Consider the following 2,194-nt stretch of genomic DNA (forward strand, 5'->3'; position numbering starts at 1 on the left):
CGTCGTACCCGACATTGCGGCGCTACCTGCTCGCTCACGGTATGCACAGGCAGGCCCGCCTGGCGCGCACCAGTGCTGGCGCGTTGGCCGCGCGCGACCGGCTCGAACAGCTGGAGGTGCGCAGCTATGAGGTCGAGCATGTCAACGCGCTGTGGCACCTCGACTTCCATCATGGTTCGCGCAAGGTGCTGACCGCCAGTGGCGAATGGGTCAAGCCGATGCTACTGGGCGTGATTGACGACCGTTCGCGCCTGGTGTGCCATCTGCAGTGGTATCTCGACGAGACGAGCGCCAGCCTGGTTCACGGTCTGAGCCAGGCCTTCATGAAGCGCGGCCTGCCGCGTGCCCTGATGACCGACAACGGTGCTGCCATGCTGGCCGAGGAAACCACCAGCGGCTTGGCGTCGCTGAGCGTACTGCACCAGACGACGCTGCCGTACTCGCCCTACCAGAACGCCAAACAGGAGTCATTCTGGGGCCGCGTCGAAGGCCGCCTGATGGCGATGCTGGAAGGCGAGGAGATGCTCACGCTCGACCTGCTGAACCTGGCGACGCAAGCCTGGGTTGAGCAGGAATATCACCGCAGCCTGCACTCAGAGTTGAAAGCCACGCCCCTGCAGCGCTATCTGGACGGCCCCAACGTCGCCCGTGAGTGTCCGTCGGCCGCTGCGCTGTGCGCCGCCTTCCGGGTCGAGGTAGTGCGCCGTCAGCGCCGTGCCGATGGCACCTTCAGCCTGGAGGGAACGCGCTTCGAAATTCCGGGACGGTACCGCCATCTGGTCAATGTCCACGTGCGCTATGCGCGCTGGAACCTCTCCCGCGTCGACATGGTCGACGCCCACGACGGCAGCGTGCTCTGTGCCGTACACCCGTTGGACAAGGCGGCCAACGCAACCGGGGTGCGGCGTCGACTGGCTCGAGCAGCGAGCGAGCCTGAGCCGATCGCGGCAACCGGCATGGCGCCGCTGATGCGCGAACTGCTGGCCGACTATGCAGCCACCGGCCTGCCGCCGGCCTATCTGTCCACCATTGACGAGGAAAACCCATGATCCAGAAACTGTTGGCACTGTACGGACTCAAATTCAATCCCTTTACGCCCGACTTGCCTACCGAAGCGATTTACGTTCCGCCCAAGATCGAGGACTTCTGCTGGCGCATCGAACAGGCGCTGGTACGCGAAGGGGGCTTCGCCATGATCCACGGCGATCCGGGAAGCGGCAAGAGCATCGCTCTGCGGGTGCTGGCCGAACGCCTGGCGCGCTTGCCCGACGTGACTGTTGGCGCCATCAACCACCCGCAGAGCAATCTGGCCGACTTCTATCGCGAACTGGGCGACGTGTTCGGCGTGCCGCTCAAGCCACACAATCGTTGGGGCGGCTTCAAGGCGCTGCGCGAGCAATGGCAGGCCCATCTCGAATCGACCCGGCGCCGCCCCGTGCTGCTGATCGACGAGGCGCAGGAAATGGCGCCGCCGGTACTGTCCGAACTGCGGCTGATGGCCAGCGCGCGCTTCGATTCGCAGCCGCTGCTGTGCGTGGTGCTGGCCGGCGACGCGCGCCTGCCGGAGAAACTGCGGCGCGAAGACCTGGTGCCGCTTGGTTCTCGCATCCGCACCCGGCTGGCAACCGAACACGCAAGCAGGGACGAGCTGCTGGCCTGCCTCAATCACCTGCTTGCGGGCGCCGGCAACGCCAGTCTGATGACGCCGGGATTACGCCAGACGCTGTGCGACCACGCCGCCGGCAACTACCGTATCCTGATGACGCTGGCCGGAGAACTTCTGAGCGTGGCGGCGCGGCGCGATTTGGCCGTGCTTGATGAAAAGCTGTACCTGGACGTGTTTGCGCAGCCCGATACCAAACCGCAGCGGCGCGCCGCTGCGAGGTGACGTCATGAACACACAGCCTCCGCTCGTCATCCATCTGCCGCCTGTTTCGGATAAAAACGCCGCCGAAATTTACTGCTGCATGAGTGCTCTGATCGAAGCATTTGCATCGAGCTATGGACTTCAGATTCGGCGTTACTACGATCACCATCCTCAACACGAACGACCTGAAAGGTTCGGCGGCGAACCGTTCTAACCGCACGATCAAAAACAGCGCCGTGGCCGGCGCTGTCAAGACGCTAAAATCGCTCGGGGTAGGACCATCGTTTTACGTGAAAACCGGGCCATCAACTCGCGTGATCACACTCA

Annotated in this window: 3 protein-coding genes; all 3 read left to right on the plus strand. The window is 63.9% G+C overall.

The genetic code is table 11. The features are described from left to right. On the plus strand, positions 1–1,049 hold a 1,049-nt coding region (locus F1735_RS33105), incomplete at its 5' end, for a DDE-type integrase/transposase/recombinase (RefSeq protein ID WP_167241190.1). After that, positions 1,046–1,888, plus strand: a complete 843-nt coding sequence (locus F1735_RS33110; protein ID WP_167241192.1) for an ExeA family protein — start codon at positions 1,046–1,048, stop codon at positions 1,886–1,888. The genes F1735_RS33105 and F1735_RS33110, both read left to right, overlap by 4 nt. A gap of 113 nt (positions 1,889–2,001) precedes the next feature. Then, on the plus strand, positions 2,002–2,194 hold a 193-nt coding region (locus F1735_RS35960), incomplete at its 3' end, for a hypothetical protein (protein WP_222853162.1).

The organism is Massilia genomosp. 1, assembly GCF_011682185.1.
In the GTDB taxonomy this organism is placed as follows: Bacteria; Pseudomonadota; Gammaproteobacteria; order Burkholderiales; family Burkholderiaceae_D; genus Telluria_A; species Telluria_A rubra.